This is a genomic window from Candidatus Vallotia laricis (genome assembly GCF_020541325.1).
GTDB classification, from domain to species: Bacteria; Pseudomonadota; Gammaproteobacteria; order Burkholderiales; family Burkholderiaceae; genus Mycetohabitans; species Mycetohabitans laricis.
In genome coordinates this window covers 498,348-516,429 of sequence record NZ_CP047399.1, presented here as the reverse complement: position 1 = coordinate 516,429, position 18,082 = coordinate 498,348, and the positions used below count along the sequence as shown (strand labels likewise).

Below are 18,082 nucleotides of genomic sequence, written 5' to 3'. Positions count from 1 at the left end.
TTGGACAAAATCAATGACGCGCTACTCTGATCGTAGATCAGTATTAAGCCATATTTATATCCTCCATATTTTTGCACACTATTTTCAATCTCGTCTTGAAAACTAGTCGGATGACAACAAGGAGCCAAGGCTGCCAGATTTGTACTCACGAATGCGCTTTATTGCCTGCAACGCACGGTTACGTGCCTGCTGATGAGGAACTATCGGCAATGGATAATCCTGGCCAAGTCTTACCGATGCAGACGCTAATTGTGCGGGTTGTGCGAGCCATGGCGCATGAATGCATGCGTTCGACAATCGTGCGAGTTCGGGTATCCACCGCCGCACATAAGTAGCTTGCGAATCGAATTTCTTACTCTGCAACACAGGATTGAATATGCGAAAATATGGCACTGCATCGGCGCCGCTTCCAGCTACCCATTGCCAATTCGCGGGATTGCTCGCCTCATCGGCATCTACGAGCTTGTCCCAAAACCAGGTCTCTCCCTCACGCCAGTGAATCAGCAAATGTTTAACGAGAAATGATGCGGTTACCATTCGCACACGATTATGCATCCAACCAGTATGCCAAAGCTCCCGCATACTAGCATCAACAAGCGGATAGCCAGTGTTGCCAGACTGCCATGCGTGTAGATCCGTGATAGAGTGACGCCATGGCATGTCATCGAATTGTTGTTTTAAATTAACTTGATGTAACGGGGGGTAATAATAGAGTAAATAGTATGAAAACTCACGCCAGCCAAGTTCGTAGAGAAACTTGTCTATACTGCTCGCAGTGGACATACTACTCGTAGTAGATAGTAGAGCATGCCATACTTGTCGTACCGAGAGATTACCGAAGCGAAGATATGGAGATAGACGGCTAGTGACTTTCATTGCGGGAAAATCACGCCCAAACGCATACTGAGACAGTGTGTGTGTTAGAAACTCGTTGAGTTTTACCCATCCTGCTTGCTCCCCGCATTCCCATGTTTCGAGTAATCTACCACCAACATTAGGCATATAAGCCTGAGTCTCTATGGTAGATAGATGACAGATGCGTACTACTTTGGAAACATATCCCGGTATAGGAAAAAAATTAATTTTCTGAGGTCTTGGCCGTGGTGATTCGGGAGAATATGCATGGCGTGCTGCACGCCAGTACGCGCTGAAGACTCGAAATGGACGGCCGTTTTTCATGGCCACAGTCCACGGCTCTCGTAATAGATGTCCGTTAAAAGTGAAAACCGCAATGCCGTGTTTTTTAAGTGCCATCTTGATTGCACTATCAAGTTCGCGTTGAGCTGTCGAATACCTGCGATTCCAGCATACTTTGATTGCGCCGACTACTACTGCAAACGCCTCAATACTCTGCCACTCCGTACCGTATAAGATTGTTAATTCTCCGCCTAATGCTACGAGTGCAGTATTAAGTGCGTATAGAGATTGGACGAGCCACCAGCGCGTAGCTTCCCCATGCAAGCGCGTTTTGTTAGGTGCTGGGTCGTAAATATACACGCATACAATAGGGTGGCCTGTGGCAATGGCGTATTCGAGGGCAGGGTTGTCAGCTAAACGTTGATCATCTCTAAACCACACGATGACGGGTGGTTTAGAGTAGAGCGGCGTCAATAGCTGCTGAAATTTACCAACAGATTCATATTTTTTTCTGTGAATTACAGGGGGCGGATTAAATAATGGCATTGAGCTGAGGAATATTTCCCGAAAAGGCAGCTAAGAAAACGAAACAATAAAGAGTATAAGAAAGTATCTCGATTAGTATGTAAATATACGGGTACGTTTTTGGATAGTTATGTCCGTTTTTAGTCTAGATAAATTGTGATGATATATGTGGCGGCGTGTTCCTATTGTTAGGATATAAGTCATAGGAGGATAGCAGGGTAAAAATTGTTACCCAATATATTTCGCTCTAGAAATAGCTGTGAGCGCTGTAGGAGTGCTCCTCATATCTCGAGGCATCATCAAAGGATGCAATCTGCAATATTAGTGACCGATTCAAAAACAACGATTTTTTTATGGAACCCGTAGCCATGACACAATCTCTTTGTTATTACCTATCTAGATGGGGAGGGCTGCTAGACGGCAGACTAGCATGCTAATTTTATGATTAGTGTAATCTAACGGGATTTTAATAATACTACCGGTGTTTCCGGGATATGAGAAATATCATTAAGTTCGGAGAACTAGGTATAAACAGAGTAGTTCGATCCGTATAAAGCATGGCTATCTCTTGGGACTTTACTCGGCAGCAACTTATCCAAGATTCTTGGCATAACACCCCCCCTATGTAGGGGGGGTGTTATGGGATTTATGATCTCATCATTGGTCCATAGCAATCACCCTGTGTGATTCTGTGTTTAACTAGCTATTAAACTAACTATCAACCCGCTTTAAATTTAAGTCGGATGATAGAGTAACGCGATGCATTTAGGCCTAATATTACGAAGATAGATATTATCTATTTATTAGAGAATTTCCTATGGGTAAGTATTGATTGCAAGATCGATATTGGGTGCTCAGACAACCCAATGTTTCTATCAATTGACGGTTCTTGGAGTTCGTTCTTATATAAGAGATATAATGACTGCATGCCAGAATACTGTGATGTAGGCTGCTTTAGCGTCCATGAGTATGGAATTCTTTTAAGCCTTAAAAGCATCTTGTATGCACTAGACTGGAGTAATCACCAGATTCTTACCGGGTCTAGTTATTCCACGACACATATCCGTTAGCCGTTATAATATTGGTTGTGATTGTTAACGTATATTATAAACATCGAGAGATAGCCCTCTCTCAAAGTAGACCCTACAAAAAACTAGGGTTTTCGTACTACTGATGAAAAATCTATGCACGATTTAGTGTGCGCATTCTCATTGGCTCGTTACTTAAGTAAGAATTTTTTACTTTATTTACTTGATACTTGACGCCACGCATATTGACTAGCACGTGCCGCTGATACGATTCAGAGATCCTGCTAATTAAGCCCGAATCAGGCTTGAAAGTGCTACGAAGATCGTATGCGACTATGAATGCAGAATAATAAAATTGTATTATTTTGCATGAGATTCCCAAACTACTATCTTTGCAACAATAGAGATCTAATGATCGGATGCTACTAGAGGCGCTTGAACTACAATCGTTTGAAGTATCCGTTAGAATCTCTTAAGCGATTATGCTAGCGAATCTGTGTGCAGGCTTGTGTGGGCGATTACGAGCAGTATAGAGTGCGCGATCACAATCACCTTTAGCGGGACCTAGCGTGCGGTGCACAACATATCTGTATCAAAATACCTATGTGGTTGCAGACTGCGTCGGTGCCTTCTAGATGGAGTGTATCTTCCACATTATGCAGAGACTAGGTAAATTGAAAGAATTCGCTATATGCCCTAGTGCATCTTACGGCTAACTAATATGTTACGCAATTGCACAAAAGATTGACGTATTGTCGTTGCTACTTACCATACTCCATACACCAATTCAGCGAGACTACCCTTCTAGGGATACTGAATCTTTCGAACTATACGTTAGCGCAATTTTGACATAATTGACTATATGCTGAAAATCCTCGTTTGGCTGCTCATCTAAACTAGCATGCCCGTGTCAGATTATGATGTTAGTAAGTGACCCGAACTACTAGGCAGCGGGATTAACTATAAAAGTTCTATGTCAGAAGGTATGCAGAATTATCATCATCTTGATTGCCTTGCTGGGTCTAAGTATTGAATTACCGCACGTGTGGCTAGAGCGGTTAATTATCACAATAGAAGACTCACTCTATTACTACTCGCATGATAAGGGTTTAAATTTCGATGAAATTTAGTACCATTGACATACATTCCCGTATCAATTTCCGGATATCACTTAACTAAGTAGCACATCTTCATAAAAAGCTTGTATGCGTAATAGCAGTCTATCTACAGAGAGTTTGTTGGCTAGAGATACCTATTTTATGACGTTAGCGTATACCACTGCACGTCAAGCCTATGAAATTGACGAAGTGCCAGTAGGTGCTGTGATTGTGCGTGGCGATGAAGTTATTTCGCACGGATTTAATCAGTCAATTAGAAATCATGATCCATCTGCGCATGCGGAGATGGTCGCGCTTCGCAAAGCTGCTCGTACGTTATCTAATTATAGAATGCCGAAATGCGAACTATACGTAACGCTTGAGCCATGTTTAATGTGTGCCGGCGCGATTATACATGCACGCATTGCGCGCGTGGTATTTGGTACTTTTAATTTAAAAACAGGTGTGTGCGGTAGTGTAGTAGACGTCTTCGCTCACCCCAAGTTAAATCATCACGCGAGTGTAAGTGGTGGTGTGCTAGCAAATGAATGCTCACGTCAGCTCAGCCAGTTCTTTGTCGAACGACGAAATCATCTTCGAGCATTGCACATACCTAAAGATAACAATTGATTTCACTAAGGTACGAGTCTTTTCCGTACTACATGTAATGTTATACAACCAGAGTTGAACTCTTATAATCAAAACAATTAGTAATTGCTTATAGTTATCCTAATTTTTAGGAAAATAGGCATGCTCACTTGATTTAGACATATCATATGTACGATCTCAATACAATAAAGTCGCTTTTTAAAACTTTGCAGATAGTCCAAATTTTACAAATTTGAAGATCAGCACTCGAAAATTTCCAGAAGATATTGACCTAAGCGGTACGCTATATAATCTAAAAACGTAAAAACATCTACTTTCCAGATTAAGCGTGTACTATATTTTTATAGTATCTTGAGCTCCAATAATCTCTCGTTTTCAAACAAAATCTTGTTAGAGGAATTCTTGTGACATAGTATACTGAATCAGTATATATTTAGCTAAATATAAGCTAGCGGTAATTACTATAGGTTTAGGCACGGCGCGACATAGCAATAAACCCTGGGATATCGCAACACCAACTTTAAGTATACTGGCACAATGCTAAATAATGAAAGTTAGAAGCTAATAGTTTTAAGCTGATGCCCAGCAACCACTTCACGCTTGCAATAGATAAGCAGAATTATTTTGCTAATTGTTATTGCTTTCTATGCTAGTGCTACTAGCGATGTAATCTGATACAGAACAATCATTTCTTTTTCACTGACAAAGCTTTTATGCTATGCAAGATTCATGTAGCATTTTTGGAAATAACGTATTATCTAGAGATACTTGATAATATTATGTTAGAGCACTCTGGGAAGATAAAATTGCTGCTGGCACTAATAGCTTACACTTAGTGCCGTACAGGAAGCGCTAAATAGTCTTTGAGACTGTTTAAAACCTCTCAAGTATACAGCACACGCACAGTATATACCTATCACGTCAATATAAAGCGGCATCGACTGATATGTAGTAGCAATTACTTCTTTCGCACTGCATAAGAGTTCAGTCTCGGTAATTACCGAGACGAGTGCGGTATTTTGACAAGACCAATTAGTCTATTAGACAAGCCTGGATGCAGTACACGGTGCATCCTGGAGAGGCTACGTAGTGTCTGCTAATAGGAAACCTGCTATATTACAGTGATCCATTTCTGTGCATGCAATCCCTCAGGATTGCATGCACATGCTTTCATGAGTAGGACAAACATTTCCAAATGCTATAATACTATAGCCAGGGTTGAATCCAGTTTCATTCCTACGCTTGATAGATGACGATCATAGTAAACAAAAAAATTTTCGCAAAAAGCAGTGTTCTATGAATAAGGCTGCTAGCTAGCCTAAACACATTGATAGTAGTGCCTATTGCTAATATGCCGTACGAGCAACAGGCACTACGGCATATTAGCATAATATAAGCCGAGACATTAGTCATCTACCTACCTACAGGTTACATAAATATCAAACCACTTATTAGAAATATTTGAATATTTGACAACGTTCCATTTTCTTCTAGTTGCGCATTTATATCATTAATAACTTAAACACCATGTAATGCGATTTATAGATAGTTGCTTAGATACTAAGACGTGCTAGAGTAGATTTTTTACCTTGAGATTCCTACTATACTGGTAGTATCTATTTTAGATTAAGCCTAAACTTACGCCGATCTCCTTTTTCTTTTAAATTATTAATCGATTCAAACTAGCAAAAATCGTTTTTTACTGAATTGATCGTTTTTTCTTTTAGTGGATAGTGACACAAGAAGAACTTATGCTAAAAACCACAACTTAAAACTTTACTATACGTGAGTCGTAATAGTCAGCGGTGGCACGAATGCATTCGCTTACTAGCTTCGGTCCTCGGTAGATTAGGCCGGTATAAATTTGGACTAACGCCGCACCAACCGCAAGCTTTGTATTTGCGTCTTCGCCGCTTAAAATTCCTCCTGCGCCAATAATCGGTATAGCTCCCCCTAATTGCGCGTGTAATTTTTGAATGACTCGATTGGATGGATTAAATAGCGGTCGACCAGATAGCCCGCCGTCTTCGCCGCTATAGGGTAAACTTTGCACTCCCGTACGGGATATCGTCGTATTAGTTGCGATGACGCCATCGATTCGGTGCTTTATTAACGTATCTGCGAGCAATTTTATTTGTTCGTCATCTAGGTCTGGTGCGATTTTCAGTGCTAGTGGAACCCACCTACCGTAAAAATCCGCAAGACGATGTTGCTTCCCCTTAAGAAGGCCTAATAAAGCAGATAGTTCATCTGGAGCTTGAAGCTGTCGCAAGTTTTTTGTATTGGGCGATGAGATATTAACTGCTATATAGCTGGCAAATGGATAGACTCGTTCTAAGCAGTATAGATAGTCATAGACTGCATGATCGATTGGTGTATCGGCGTTCTTGCCGATGTTTAGGCCTAGAATGCCTCGATAACATGTATCCTTCAGATTAGTGATGAGGGCATCGACACCACGATTATTGAAGCCCATTCTATTAATTAAGGCATCAACCTGCGGTAGTCGAAATAGTCGTGCTCGAGGATTGCCTGGTTGTGGGCGCGGCGTCACTGTGCCAATTTCAATAAAACCAAATCCGAGCGCCGCTAACCCGTTGATGTAGTCTCCGTTTTTATCTAAGCCAGCGGCAAGCCCCACACAATTCGGAAATATTAAGCCCATTACTGTGCGAGGCGAATCTCGAACATGTTCAGCAAAGCAACATGCAAATCCGGCGTGGACAGCTGCATTCAGGAAGCGCAGCGTCAAATAATGCGCGGTTTCTGCATCTATACGAAATAGGTATGCGCGTGCTAACGGGTATAGAAAACTAAGCACGGAAATATAGTGAGTTAATATCTTGGGTTGGAAGGCTTTTTTTACAAAGATGCAGGCTACTTAATAGCCTTATAGAGTACTAATCAGCCTGTCTAGGTTGCGGTATTCTTCCTTAGATTCCCTAAAAATCTTTAGGTTAAGTAGTCTTAATTCTAGCGCTTTAGATAGATATCGCAAATAATACCACTTTGCTAGTACGAATTAGGAGTTATGGGCAGCTGTCCATACTAACCTAAAGCTGAAATAACGCTACGCGTTATACCTGCACGCGTATAACTAACTATAAATTGGAAAATATGTATATGAGCCGCAGTAGTTTCTCTATAAAAAGAGACTCCACAATTAGTCTCCCAAAATACTGGTTTTTTAATTTAGATGAGAGATAAACCACTGCGCAATAACATCACAGAGCGCATTCACTCGACAGCCAGAGTACCGGAAATCTATGTTTAATAGTCCGATGTCTTATTGCTAATCTGTATTAGATACTAATATATCTTTATCTATCTATTTATCGGTAAAGATAGTTTTTACTACAAAGTGTGACAGATTCTGTGTCTCAAATAGACTTTCTTTTTCGCAAAAAGCTTCAGGTTGTCCTCTAATGGGTCTTTGACTCCAAGCCGGATTATCAATAAATCTATAGACAGCGACACAAAATTTCGAATCTAAATACTACTATTGATTTGTTGAACTACTATTCAAGGCAAGAGAAACGATCTTTTTTAATAAAAGATTAGTACTCCAGATTACTCAACTTAGTAACTATTTAAAAGATTCATGGGAAAAATTCTAAAAGGTAATCCAAATATCGGCCCAAGGAAATCGTATGCGATCTACTTACGTAAAGAATATGTATGACATGACTAATAAGATCGATGTAGTGGTACGAACTCTGATTATATTGGTATATATAATCTATATAAGAAAGTCGAGATAGTTCTAGACTTATACCCGCACCACGTAGTTTTATTAAAAGCATCTAGTAAGCAGAGTCAACAGTAATATTTGTCATACAAACTATTTCTGGTACATTGAAAATGTGATCTAGCTATTAGCACATACAGTGCATACTCGCGTTTTACAGTAATATAATCTTCTCAATATAGTCTTCACTATATTGCATATTTTCATCGAAAATAGATTATTAATAATCACTAGAGCTAACATCAATAAATTTTTATTAAAGAATTTTGCCCCCCCCAAATTGTATACTTCAGCATGCTGCATATGGTTCTGGAGAAAAGCGCTCTGTAAATTGTTAAGCTCCCCCTCTAAACTATTAGTAGAGCAGCGTATTAGATGCATTTAGACTTATTATCTAATGCCATTTAATGTGTTCTTATCAGTATCGATTAATGATATAACAGCTACTGTAGTTAAAGTTTTCTTGCACGCAAATAAACATACGGCTCGCTAGTGGAATGATCCGGGGGTATCTAAATACTGCTCCTCTACCCTGTAATGGGGGAATAAGAAATGCCAGTGCACTAACGACGATCTTATGCTTGTCAGCACCTCCGGTGAGCTCTAAAATGATGACCCTGTAAGAAATTTGATGGTAATATCAAATTTACCCTCAGAAATCAATAAATAAATCTCCATAGATTCAAAGTCGTTCAACATATATGCCAAGCTCGGTATCCAAACGGGCCCTATCATGCACTTAAGCAGCGCGGCTGCGCGCAGCAATTTTTCTAGGACGCAGTTACAATAACCAAGTTTTAAAACTCGACCCTATCGTTTTTGCTGCCGTCTGCATAATCTGTAAGCACAGTTTTACTGCATAATGACCTCTAGTCACCAGCTATTTTTTCCATCTAGGCCGCACTGTATGCGCTTACTGCCATCGCTGATTTTTTGTAGTCGCTGGTTACAATTACCACTGTATTTAGGCTTGATTCTCGCGCAGGCTATCTACGTCTTCCTGTTTTTAAAGGAGCTCTGGAACCTATTATCGCATGCAGCCTTGCTAACCGAAACGAATGTCATGCTCGTAGTACTCGGTCTAATTGATGTGGTGATGATCTCAAATTTACTGATTATGGTAATCATTGGTGGCTATGAAACGTTCGTATCGCGACTGGGTCTAGAGGGTCACCCAGACGAACCAGAGTGGCTTGACCATGTTAATGCTGGTGTCTTAAAGGTTAAACTATCGATGGCGCTAATTAGCATTTCCTCTATTCATTTGCTTAAGACCTTTATTGATCCTGACCAGCATTCATCGCAGGCAGTGATGTGGCAGGTGCTAATTCACATCACGTTCTTGTTATCAGCGCTTGTGATGGCTTGGGTAGATCGACTTACATCACATACATCGCATACTTCTATCCAGTCAACACTTTGATTAACGATTAAGCGTGTATTTCGCCGCTCACTGACGCGGCATCTTTCATCAAAAACTACTATGATAGTCATCCAGCAGGAAGACTTAATCCAAAGCATAGCTGATGCATTGCAATATATCAGCTACTATCATCCTACTGACTATATTCAGGCGCTAGGCCGAGCCTATGAGCGCGAGCGAAGCATAGCAGCAAAAGATGCGATCGCACAGATCCTTACCAATAGTCGGATGTCTGCTGAGGGACATCGTCCAATCTGTCAGGATACTGGTATTGTTACGGTATTCGTAAAGGTAGGAATGGGTGTTCGCTGGGATGGCGCGACGATGAGCGTGACAGATATGATTAATGAAGGTGTGCGGCGCAGCTACACACACCCAGATAATATTTTGCGAGCTTCAATTGTCAATCCACCAGAGGGTGTTCGTAAAAACACTCAGAATAACACACCAGCGGTAATCCATTACGAGATCGTTACGGGTAATACCCTTGACTTACAGATAATAGCCAAGGGTGGTGGCTCAGAGAATAAGTCGCAGTTCTCGATGTTAAATCCTTCTGATTCAATTATCGACTGGGTGCTAAAGACTGTACCGATAATGGGTGCTGGATGGTGCCCGCCAGGCATGCTTGGAATTGGCATTGGCGGCACTGCTGAAAAAGCAATGTTGATGGCAAAAGAATCCCTCATGCAGCCGATTAACATCCAGGATGTAATTTCCCGCGGACCGTGTAACTGGATTGAGTCGCTTCGCATCGAACTATATGAAAAAGTTAATATGCTAGGCATTGGTGCGCAAGGGTTAGGTGGCTTATCGACTGTGCTAGATGTGAAGATTGTAGCGGCACCAACGCACGCGGCTAGCAAGCCAATTGCAATTATTCCAAATTGTGCAGCGACGCGACATATACATTTTACTCTTGATGGGACCGGCAGTGCTCGGTTAGATCCACCCTTGCTAAAATCCTGGCCTAATGTGCACTGGAAGCCAAATATCGGAACTAGCCAGCGTGTCAACCTTGATATGCTAACACGGGAGCAGGTGACCTCGTGGAAAGTTGGCCAGATGCTATTGCTCTCAGGCAAGATACTCACTGGACGTGATGTCGCACACAAGCGTATAGCAGATCTACTCGCCGATAGCCGACCGCTTCCTGTAGATTTTAGGAATCGTATAATTTATTATGTTGGCCCGGTTGATCCTGTCCGAGACGAAGTCGTTGGACCTGCCGGGCCAACGACTTCGTCTCGGATGGATATGTTCACCGAAATTATGCTCAATCAAACTGGCCTCCTAGCCATGATTGGTAAAGCCGAACGTGGACGGGAAACAATCGATGCAATTAAAAAACATAAAGCAGCCTATCTAATAGCAGTTGGGGGAGCTGCGTACCTTGTGTCTAAGGCAATCCGTAGCTCGCGTATACTTGCGTTTAAGGAACTTGGAATGGAGGCTATTTATGAGTTTGAGGTCCAAGACATGCCGGTTACTGTAGCAATAGATTCCAATGGTATATCGATTCATCAAACTGGGCCCCAAAAATGGAGAGCCAGAATTAGTGAAATTCCGATTATAGCTATGTAAGGGAGCTAGCAAAATTTAAGGGTACACTATACATTTAGTATCAAGAAATCAGTACTTTGATCGCTACTATACGCACGCACTTACTATAAGGAATCGATTATGCAAGGCCCTAAGAAGATTATCGAATATTTAAATGCTCAATTAAGAAATGAACTAACAGCAATACATCAGTATTTTCTGCATGCACGGATGTACCAGCACTGGGGGCTAAACAAGCTGGGTCAGCACGAATATAATGAATCGATCGGAGAAATGAAACATGCAGACTGTCTAATTGAGCGCATATTTATACTTGATGAATTGCCAAATCTACAGGATTTACATAAAATTTTAATAGGTAAAACAACGCAGGAAATTCTAGAATACGATCTGAAACTTGAACTAACCTCTCAAGTTACCTGTAAAGAGGCAATTGTACACTGCGAGTCTGCTCAGGACTACGTATCAAGAGAGATCTTTTTGCATATTTTAGACGATACAGAAAAGCATGTTGATTGGCTCGAAACACAGCTTAAATTAATTCAAAAAGTAGGTATCCAAAATTACCATCAGTCTGTACTAATTGCTCTTCAAACATAAGCAGAGATCAGTTGTTAGCATAGAAAATAATAATGCGAAACACGGCACCGATTGGTATTCTCGATTCTGGAGTGGGTGGGCTATCAGTGTTACGCGCAATTCAAGAGCAATTACCTGATGAGACACTTCTATATTGCGCCGATTCCTACTATGCGCCGTATGGCGAACTTGAAGACTCGTTCATCGCAGCGCGAACCTTAGGTATTGGCCGGTGGCTTGCAGAGCAACATGTCAAGGCAATAGTAATCGCTTGCAACACCGCTACTGCCCATACATTATTAATGTTACGCGAGCGTCTGAAGATGCCGATTATCGGTGTCGAGCCTGGCATTAAGCCCGCTGCATTGCGATCGCGTACCCGTGTAGCGGGTGTACTAGCAACTGCTAGTACTCTTAAGAGTACACGATTCAATGCACTTCTTACTCAGTATAATCGCGATTGTCGATTTATCTGTCAGATCGGGCATGGCTTAGTTGAGGCAATCGAGGTAGGTGACATTAGCTCACCAGTAATAATTCGGTACCTGTCTACCTGCATACGACCGATTCTAGACAGCGATGCCGATACATTGGTTCTGGGTTGTACCCACTATTCGTTTTTATTAGATGTGCTGCGTTATATCACTTCTGAGCGGCTGCATATTATCGATACTCATAAAGCAATCGCATCTCAACTGGTGCAGCAATTAACTAAGCAACAATTACTAGTCAATGCTGACATATCTACTATACACGGATCGATGATGCTCTCCTCAGCATTATTGCGACTCGTTAGCACAGGTGATGCATCACAATTAACCGGTATTGCCCGGAAACTTGTTGGTATCCATGTAAATGCCGAACACGTTAAAATAGCCTCGGAACCACTTTAGCAATCTAGCTTTAATGACATTCAAACTAGTCTGAAACGGAGGATAGACAACTTTGTATTACAAAAAATTATTGATCGCCATCATCTAGATCGCCAGAGAATAATATTACTTTTAATTTTCATGCATACTAGTATCGTAATCAGTAAATTACACTATTTCTACATCCTAGAATTCGTCGAATTAATGTTATACAGGGTAGTAATACGAGTGATGTCAATAACCAGTTCCGGAGTTCCGGAAAATTCTAAGAAATCGCATGTAACATAATGTTTATATAAATACGTAAATAAAATTATTTAGACTTAACGAATATTCGATTGAATATATGACATCAGTGTCTGTTTAAGATCCGCTAATAGCGGAAGTTTCTTTGAACTAAAAGAAAGTGAATGTCTTTAAATATATATAAAAAAATTGCGCAGTATATTTTTATATAATACGATAAATCATATAAATCAAGCGAATTTTAAATTTTAGCCTAATTTTTATATCTATGTATACAACGATGTCTCTTCAAAAATAGAACTTTTCTGTAATTAAAGGATAATATTTGCAGATTAAATCTAGCTTTTTTAAAAGTGATTGATAACTTTATCCATAGAAATTTTTGCGGAGACGGAGGGATTCGAACCCTCGATCTAAGTTTAGCCTAGATGCTCCCTTAGCAGGGGAGTGCCTTCGACCTCTCGGCCACGTCTCCCAGAACTTTACTTACATAGACCAAAGTACCATACTTTAAGTACCACGTTAATTTAACTTATAAGATATTTAAATAGTATGCCACGACTAGTGGTCCTGTGCAATTAGACTGGTTTAAGTTCGAATATTTTATGGAGCGCGCGAACAGCGCGCTCCATAAAATATTCATCAATCAACACCGAGATTTTTATTTCCGATGTCGAAATCATCTGGATGTTAATGCCTTCCTCCGACAAAGTTTGGAACATCTTACTAGCGATTCCTACGTGTGAGCGCATGCCAATACCAATAATCGACACTTTAGACACCTTCGGATTTCCAAGCACTCCTTGCGCGTTTACACGATCCTTAGTATGATTCGTAAGAATATCCATTGTACGTCTGTAGTCACTGCGACCAATAGTGAAGGTTAAATTAGTTTTTCCTTCTGCGCTAGTATTTTGGGTAATCATGTCAACGTCGATATTTGCGTCTGCAATAGGACCCAAAATCTGGTAGGCAATACCGGGCTTGTCGGGCACATCAATAACTGAAATACGTGCTTCATCATGCTGAAAAGCAATACCGGAGATAACAGCTTGTTCCATTTTCTCGTTTTCTTCAAAGGTAATCAGGGTGCCTGAACGCATTTCATCATCCAGCGGAATTAACGGATCCATCAGGCTCGATAATACACGCGTCTTCACCCGATATTTCCCAGCAAATTCAACAGAACGGATTTGTAGCACTTTAGAACCGAGGCTAGCCATTTCTAACATCTCCTCGAACATAATGTAATCTAGACGGCGAGCCTCCTTGACAATGCGTGGGTCAGTCATATAGACACCGTCTACATCAGTGTAGATTAAACACTCATCAGCTTGTATCGCAGCTGCAATTGCAACTGCCGATGTATCAGATCCCCCCCGACCTAATGTAGTAATGTAGCCATGAAAATCTACGCCCTGAAAACCTGTAATAACGACGACTTTCCCAGTATTCACGTCGGTTAATACACGTTTATCATCTATTTTTTTAATCCTAGCTTTTGTAAATTCGCTATCTGTCTTAACTGCAACCTGCCAGCCAGCATAACTAACTGCATCTACGCTTTCTTCTTGTAGAGCGATTGATAATAGACCAACACTAACTTGCTCTCCCGTTGAGACAATCATGTCGAGTTCGCGAGGATTAGGTTGAGTCGAAATTCCCTTTACTATCGAAAATAGGCGGTTAGTTTCACCAGACATTGCAGACGGCACAACGACTAACTGGTGACCTGCTCTATGCCACTTCGCAATGCGCTTTGCAACATTTTTAATGCGCTCAATCGAGCCCATCGAAGTTCCGCCGTATTTATGTACGATGAGTGCCATGATTATTATGAGCTACAGAGGAAACCCACGACGGCGCATACGCAGGATCATATGGGACAGAACAAGGCATAACGAGAAAAAACGCCGCCAGCGCCTGCCAAATTGATAAGAATTAGTGGAAACTAGACTTGAAAATAATTCTGCCGTATGTAAGCTAGATTGACAAGCGATAATACGTATTATGTAGTGAGTATATCTGGGCGCCACTCGATCCGAACCTTACCTCTACCGGCAACATTGGGATCAATGCCTAGTGTGGGCACCCATAGCAACTTATCCCCGATAAACAACAGTGGAGTATGGCGTCGCCAGGTCGGCATTTCCGCCTCCTGGAATAGATTCTTCAGCGTACGGAGCGGACCACCAAAGTGCAGGCGCATGCGTTCTCCACCGAGACGCGAGCGCACTATAAGTGGCGCAGATCTGAGAACACTACACTGCACTCCTTGCTCATCGTCAGCATTGGACAACACGAAAATAATCGATCCTCGCCAGATCGGTAGATACCAGACTGATTGGCCTGACCATTTTAACTCCATGCGTAGAGGCATGATCGCCTCAATAGGCTTCCCGTTATCCCGACTTTCCCACCAAATCTGATTGCGGTACAAGCATAGATAATGCTTGTTATACGTAATCCTCAGTGCCCTATTGTTACTAGTATTACGCAATTGGCGAAGCATTTCATTAACACGCGCTGCGGATGCTGTAGCTAATCCCGACTGACGCATCCAAAGTCGTAGCACATTTATCGCACGTTCATAACTGAGTTTAATTAGAGAACGCCGAGATAATACTTGACCTATAGGAACTAATTCATAGCATCGCTTTACTATAGTATCGGTCTGGCTAACGAGCATACATGCACTCAAATCACCAATAGTCAAGTCTTGTAGTAAACGCTGTGCAGCGGCAGCATGACGAGCTGTACGTGCTAGTGCGTCGCGATACCCGGGGAAATAAATTGCAAGAGTGGGAATTATATACTTCCGAACCACATTGCGCGTATACCGAATATCTGCATTAGATTTATCGTCTATCCAGCGTAGGGCATTCTGACGCGCATACGCTTCGAGAGAAGTTCGGAAGACTGATAATAAAGGCCGAACGCAGGCGAGTTTTTTATGAAGCAAGCGATGCAAGGGCATCGCAGCGAGTCCAGGCAGACCTGAACCACGTAGCAATTGTAGTAGCACAGTCTCAGCTTGGTCATCAGCATGATGTCCAAGCCATAGAGTGTGTATGCAGTGAGCCTCGCACATCTGCCTGAGCGCAGTATAGCGGGCGTCACGTGCAAGAGCTTCAATACTCTGCTGTGGCATTCGAGTGATTTTAACTGAGCGGCAATCAAAAACGATGTCGAGCTGAGAAGCTATATCGATACAGTGGTTGCGCCAAGCATCAGCGCAAGAATTTAGCCCGTGATTAACGTGTAACCCGACACACCGATGTGCACCAAGCACACGGGCTGCCGTGTGTAGTAGCACTGTAGAATCGAGTCCTCCACTAAAAGCGATCCCCACAGATTCACCGCAATGCACTGTCGTAGCTTGAGAGGCTACTGCCCGAAGAACTAAATAATCGGCCGCTAATTCGTTCGAAACTTTCATGCAATGGATACCCCTCGTATGCAGCCACTTCGCGCCCGCTATACAACGTTTTTTAGTGGGCAAATCTTATATTTTCCGTAGTTCATTAAACGCTCAAAGTGACGAGCACAGAGATCGTTTGAACTCATGCCTTGAAACTGTTTTAGCGAGTCGGCTAGGGCACGACGAAGAATCGCGGCCATGCTCTTTGGATCCCGGTGTGCACCACCTAAGGGTTCGTTAACAATCTTATCAATCAGACCGAGCGCCTTCAGGCGGTGTGCGGTTAAGCTTAATGCTTCCGCAGCTTCAGGAGCTTTTTCCGCACTCTTCCATAGAATGGAAGCGCACCCTTCGGGTGAAATTACTGAATAGGTCGAGAACTGTAGCATTAGTACGCTGTCAGCAACAGCAATAGCTAGTGCGCCACCGGAGCCGCCCTCACCAATAATCGTTGCGATCGTAGGCACTTTTAGGTCAGCCATTACATAAAGATTTCGACCGATTGCTTCGGACTGACCACGCTCCTCGGCGCCAACACCCGGGTATGCACCGGGCGTATCAATGAATGTAAAAATAGGCAGTTTAAATTTCTCTGCTACCTTCATCAGTCGCTCAGCTTTACGATATCCTTCTGGACGTGACATGCCGAAGTTACGCAAAGCGCGCTCTTTTGTGTCTCGTCCTTTCTGGTGACCAATCACCATGCATGGATAACCGCTAAAGCGAGCTAAGCCACCGATGATTGATAGGTCATCAGAAAATGATCGGTCACCATGTAATTCATGGAAATCCGTGAATAATTCGCTCACATAGTCAAGCGTATAAGGGCGCTGCGGATGCCGAGCGATTTGAGCTACCTGCCAAGGCGATAGGTGGGAATATATATCTTTTGTCAGTTTCTGGATTTTCTTAGAAAGCTGTTCAATTTCTTCCGAAATATTAATAGACGAATCGTCTTGAACAAGGCGCAATTCCTCGATTCTGAATTCAAGTTCTGCAATCGGCCGCTCGAAATCCAGAAGGGTGATTTTCATTTATTCGAATCCTTGAATTATCCAGGCAGCGCGTATTTAGCTGTATTCCGGTTCTAAGCTCTCACATGAACATTTTGATAATTTAAGATGCGATATTGATGGTGGATATTGTTATTACCATACCTAATCCCGAATACTAAATTGGCACTGGCACTACTTAAACCTGAGCTTTGAGAGATTCTAAACTACGCCACATATACTATGTCGCAACAGTACATCATGGCTCTCAATTCGCAGCAACCTCCCTTGCTTCGCTGCGCGTGACTAGCTCGCAGCTAAAATAATTAAGGCTAATCGCAGGGATTAGCCCGAAATCATCCAAATGGAATACATTCTGGCGCATCAGGTTAAAAATTAGGAACATCTTGGCGGTCCAACAGCCAATCCCACGTACTGTATAAGCTTCCCAATGATCGTCTCATCATTCATCGATGGCCATGACGCGATATGAAGTGAACCAGATATAAAATGCTGAGCGAGATCAAGAATGTACCCCGACTTGCACCTGGACAACCCACACTCCATTCATCGATGTTGTCCGGGCATCATAATTCGCGACGGCGCAATTAAAGGGCACACGGCTATGAGCCGCTCTCATATAGTCACCGCGGTACTAACTAATATCTGTTGGCCAACGATAGAGCGAGCAAGCATCATAAATGGATCACCTCTTGATATCAAGTAAACGAACTAAACTGGGGGGGGATTACTTCTCTAAGTATACGATTGCAACGCATTAAATCCTCGCATGCATGGTCCCAATATTCAGGTTGTACTTTCTCCTTCCCGCTTCTGTGATT

10 protein-coding genes and 1 tRNA gene are annotated in these 18,082 nt (G+C 42.2%); 5 read left to right on the top strand and 6 right to left on the bottom strand.

The features are described from left to right. Nucleotides 1–102: 102 nt before the first annotated feature. On the bottom strand, nt 103–1,683 hold the full coding sequence (locus GKR41_RS02020; protein WP_226810190.1) for a cryptochrome/photolyase family protein: 1,581 nt from the start codon (nt 1,681–1,683) through the stop codon (nt 103–105). A gap of 2,212 nt (nt 1,684–3,895) precedes the next feature. Here GKR41_RS02020 and tadA point away from each other — a divergent pair. Next, nucleotides 3,896–4,417 carry a tRNA adenosine(34) deaminase TadA gene (gene tadA, locus GKR41_RS02015; protein ID WP_226810189.1) on the top strand — a complete coding sequence of 174 codons (522 nt, stop codon included), beginning with the start codon at nt 3,896–3,898 and terminating at the stop codon, nt 4,415–4,417. Nucleotides 4,418–6,164: 1,747 nt separating this feature from the next. Here tadA and GKR41_RS02010 read toward each other — a convergent pair. After that, nucleotides 6,165–7,217: a quinone-dependent dihydroorotate dehydrogenase gene (locus GKR41_RS02010; protein ID WP_226810188.1), complete on the bottom strand. Its 1,053-nt coding sequence runs from the start codon at nt 7,215–7,217 to the stop codon at nt 6,165–6,167. Nucleotides 7,218–9,051: 1,834 nt separating this feature from the next. Between GKR41_RS02010 and GKR41_RS02005 the strand changes: the two genes are divergently transcribed. The 4 genes from GKR41_RS02005 to murI all read left to right on the top strand — a co-directional run bounded on the left by GKR41_RS02005 (nt 9,052) and on the right by murI (nt 12,602). After that, entirely contained in the window at nt 9,052–9,567 is a 516-nt protein-coding gene (locus tag GKR41_RS02005; protein WP_420885666.1) for a TIGR00645 family protein, read from the top strand. A gap of 60 nt (nt 9,568–9,627) precedes the next feature. Further along, nucleotides 9,628–11,151 (top strand): fumarate hydratase, encoded by a 1,524-nt coding sequence (locus GKR41_RS02000; protein ID WP_226810186.1) that lies wholly within the window; start codon nt 9,628–9,630, stop codon nt 11,149–11,151. A 99-nt stretch (nt 11,152–11,250) separates the two neighbouring features. Then, on the top strand, nt 11,251–11,730 hold the full coding sequence (gene bfr / locus GKR41_RS01995; protein WP_226810185.1) for a bacterioferritin: 480 nt from the start codon (nt 11,251–11,253) through the stop codon (nt 11,728–11,730). Nucleotides 11,731–11,762: 32 nt separating this feature from the next. Then, nucleotides 11,763–12,602 carry a glutamate racemase gene (gene murI, locus GKR41_RS01990; protein ID WP_226810184.1) on the top strand — a complete coding sequence of 280 codons (840 nt, stop codon included), beginning with the start codon at nt 11,763–11,765 and terminating at the stop codon, nt 12,600–12,602. Nucleotides 12,603–13,212: 610 nt separating this feature from the next. On the opposite strand, the gene GKR41_RS01985 is transcribed toward murI, so the two are convergent. The 4 genes from GKR41_RS01985 to GKR41_RS01970 form a co-directional block, all read right to left on the bottom strand. After that, nucleotides 13,213–13,302 (bottom strand) — tRNA-Ser (locus GKR41_RS01985). Nucleotides 13,303–13,405: 103 nt separating this feature from the next. Continuing rightward, nucleotides 13,406–14,656, bottom strand: a complete 1,251-nt coding sequence (locus GKR41_RS01980; protein WP_226810183.1) for an aspartate kinase — start codon at nt 14,654–14,656, stop codon at nt 13,406–13,408. Between the two features lie 179 nt (nt 14,657–14,835). Then, the gene (tilS, locus tag GKR41_RS01975) at nt 14,836–16,266 is read right to left on the bottom strand and encodes a tRNA lysidine(34) synthetase TilS (RefSeq protein WP_226810182.1); all 1,431 of its coding nucleotides are present in this window, start codon (nt 16,264–16,266) and stop codon (nt 14,836–14,838) included. Between the two features lie 38 nt (nt 16,267–16,304). Next, nucleotides 16,305–17,282, bottom strand: a complete 978-nt coding sequence (locus tag GKR41_RS01970; RefSeq protein ID WP_226810181.1) for an acetyl-CoA carboxylase carboxyltransferase subunit alpha — start codon at nt 17,280–17,282, stop codon at nt 16,305–16,307. Nucleotides 17,283–18,082 lie beyond the last annotated feature (800 nt).

What these genes read in the sequence shown, in the direction of transcription:
- murI (WP_226810184.1), top strand. Translation starts at nt 11,763, where the DNA reads ATGCGAAACACGGCACCGATTGGTATTCTCGATTCTGGAGTGGGTGGG.
- GKR41_RS01980 (WP_226810183.1), bottom strand. Translation starts at nt 14,656, where the DNA reads ATGGCACTCATCGTACATAAATACGGCGGAACTTCGATGGGCTCGATT.
- tilS (WP_226810182.1), bottom strand. Translation starts at nt 16,266, where the DNA reads ATGAAAGTTTCGAACGAATTAGCGGCCGATTATTTAGTTCTTCGGGCA.
- GKR41_RS01970 (WP_226810181.1), bottom strand. Translation starts at nt 17,282, where the DNA reads ATGAAAATCACCCTTCTGGATTTCGAGCGGCCGATTGCAGAACTTGAA.
- bfr (WP_226810185.1), top strand. Translation starts at nt 11,251, where the DNA reads ATGCAAGGCCCTAAGAAGATTATCGAATATTTAAATGCTCAATTAAGA.
- GKR41_RS02020 (WP_226810190.1), bottom strand. Translation starts at nt 1,683, where the DNA reads ATGCCATTATTTAATCCGCCCCCTGTAATTCACAGAAAAAAATATGAA.
- GKR41_RS02000 (WP_226810186.1), top strand. Translation starts at nt 9,628, where the DNA reads ATGATAGTCATCCAGCAGGAAGACTTAATCCAAAGCATAGCTGATGCA.
- tadA (WP_226810189.1), top strand. Translation starts at nt 3,896, where the DNA reads ATGCGTAATAGCAGTCTATCTACAGAGAGTTTGTTGGCTAGAGATACC.
- GKR41_RS02005 (WP_420885666.1), top strand. Translation starts at nt 9,052, where the DNA reads ATGCGCTTACTGCCATCGCTGATTTTTTGTAGTCGCTGGTTACAATTA.